Source organism: Moorena sp. SIO4G3, assembly GCF_010692305.1.
Lineage (GTDB): Bacteria > Cyanobacteriota > Cyanobacteriia > Cyanobacteriales > Coleofasciculaceae > Moorena > Moorena producens_A.
In genome coordinates, this window is sequence record NZ_JAAHIG010000691.1 from 1 (window position 1) to 1980 (window position 1980).

A 1980-nucleotide genomic window follows, 5' to 3' on the forward strand; every position below is an offset into this window, starting at 1 on the left:
GGAGATAGGGGGGATTAAAGCTAATAAAAAGTTATTTTTAACCTGAAAAAAAACCTCTCCCCAGCACCCCAGCTCCCTTTCACCCGTAGAAAAAGACAATTTATTCCTGAAAATGAAACAGCCCTGCCTTAACCAAGGGGGAATTAGATTCAGGAATTAGATTGAAAAGTCCCCCTTATTAAGGGGGATTTAGGGGGATCTGAATCAGGAATTAACAAAACTGACATGCTCCCGGTAAAATCTCATTCAGTCAAGTTATTGTTTAGTTCCTTCAATCATCACACCAACCGAGCCCAAATCATGAGTTTTCATGGAAAACCCTATAGATTCAAGCAACTCCTGGAAATAGCTGAAAGGATAAGCATTAGGACAATGGGAACCCCCTTCTAAAATCACTTGATTGCCATTGATACTTTCTACTTTTAAACCTGTTTTAGCATAAAAGCGTAAGCGCTCATCCATCACTTCTTGACCACATTTGAAAGTCGATATAAATATCTTTTCGTCTACTAGTTTTTCGAGATTTTAAAAAACAGGTTTATGAACGTCTTGATAAATATTGCCAATGGTATTCCATCCTAGTAGAGCATAGGTAAACGTTTCTTGAACCAGAGTTGTTAAATGTTCCGCTCTTCCGAGAATGAGTTTTACATTATCAAAATCAGCAGTTGATTCTTTAGCTATGTTTACCAATTGTTCGGCAAAATCAATTCCTGTGATATTGCTGACAAGGGGGGCAAGATGACGAAGATAACGTCCCTCACCACATCCTACCTCAAGAACACTATCCACCCCTTCAAAGGTTTTCTTAATAAATTCTTCTTCTAACTTTTGATACTCCCTGACTCCTTCTGTCTCATTTTGAGGATCGAGCAAAGTCAATCCGATCCCTTCGTAAAAGTCTTTGCTATCTTTCATTATTTCTTCAATCCTTTAAGAGCTTCACCTAGTTTAGCAGCATCAAGTAAATTATGGACAAACGTTTCTAGATCTGCTTTTTGCAGTTCAGCTTTAGCCAGCATTAACCGAATCATAACCAGACCTTGATAATGAGCATAGTTGACAAAAGCTGTGCCAGAATGAAATAATTGATTGCGTATGTCTAGATTCAGCTGGTCTAACCCATAGGACTTAAATCTGACTTTTAAACCCCTGTTGTGATTGTTGATATTTTCCCCACTTTGAGGAAAATATCATTCGGTAAAGTTATTTTTTTGTTCCTTCAATCATCACACCAACAAAGCCCAAATCATGAGTTTCCATAGAAAATCCTACTGATTCAAGCAACTCCTGGAAATAGCTAAAAGAGTAAGAATTAGCATGATGCAATCCCCCTTCTAAAATTACTTGATTGCCATCGATGCTTTCTACCTTAAAACCCGTTTTGGCATAATAGCGTAAGCGCTCATCCATGACGTCTTGGTTAGATTTAAACGTAGAGATAAATATCTTTTTATCTACTAATTTTGCCAGGTTATCCAAAATAGCTTGATGAAGCTGTTGGGGAATATTTCCAATGGTATTCCATGCCAGTAACCCGTAACTAAAAGTTTCTTGAACTAGGGTTGTTAACTGTTCTGCTCTTCCGTTTATAATGGTGACATTATTAAACGTAGACGTGGAGTCTTTAGCTAAGGCTACAAGGTATTGTGAAAAATCAATTCCTGTGATCTTTCCTACAATGGGGGCAAGCTTACGAATATAACGTCCCTCACCGCATCCTACATCCAGAACACTATCCACTCCTTCAAAGGTTTTCAGTATAAAGTCATCCTCTAACTCCATATACTCCCTGATTCCTTCAGTCTGATTTTGAGGATCCATAAACTTTAATCCCATCCCTTCGTAAAACTCTTTGCTATCTTTCATTATTTCTTCTATCCTTTAACACCTTCACATAGTTTACCAGCATCAAGGAAATTATGTAAAAAGCTTTCTAAATCAGCTTTTTGCAGTTCAGCGTTAGCCAGAATTAACCGA

Annotated in this window: 3 protein-coding genes; all 3 read right to left on the reverse strand. The window is 37.7% G+C overall.

The features are described 5' to 3' along the window. Positions 1 to 255 precede the first annotated feature (255 nt). The 3 genes from F6J99_RS44625 to F6J99_RS44635 all read right to left on the reverse strand — a co-directional run bounded on the left by F6J99_RS44625 (position 256) and on the right by F6J99_RS44635 (position 1869). Positions 256 to 462, reverse strand: a complete 207-nt coding sequence (locus F6J99_RS44625; protein ID WP_293123759.1) for a hypothetical protein — start codon at positions 460 to 462, stop codon at positions 256 to 258. Between the two features lie 63 nt (positions 463 to 525). Next, the gene (locus tag F6J99_RS44630) at positions 526 to 918 is read right to left on the reverse strand and encodes a class I SAM-dependent methyltransferase (RefSeq protein WP_293123762.1); all 393 of its coding nucleotides are present in this window, start codon (positions 916 to 918) and stop codon (positions 526 to 528) included. 288 nt (positions 919 to 1206) lie between these two features. Further along, a complete protein-coding gene (locus F6J99_RS44635) occupies positions 1207 to 1869 on the reverse strand; it encodes a class I SAM-dependent methyltransferase (RefSeq protein WP_293123765.1) in 663 nt (220 codons plus the stop codon). Between the last annotated feature and the right edge of the window lie 111 nt (positions 1870 to 1980).

What these genes read in the sequence shown, in the direction of transcription:
- F6J99_RS44630 (WP_293123762.1), bottom strand. Translation starts at nt 918, where the DNA reads ATGAAAGATAGCAAAGACTTTTACGAAGGGATCGGATTGACTTTGCTC.
- F6J99_RS44635 (WP_293123765.1), bottom strand. Translation starts at nt 1,869, where the DNA reads ATGAAAGATAGCAAAGAGTTTTACGAAGGGATGGGATTAAAGTTTATG.
- F6J99_RS44625 (WP_293123759.1), bottom strand. Translation starts at nt 462, where the DNA reads ATGGATGAGCGCTTACGCTTTTATGCTAAAACAGGTTTAAAAGTAGAA.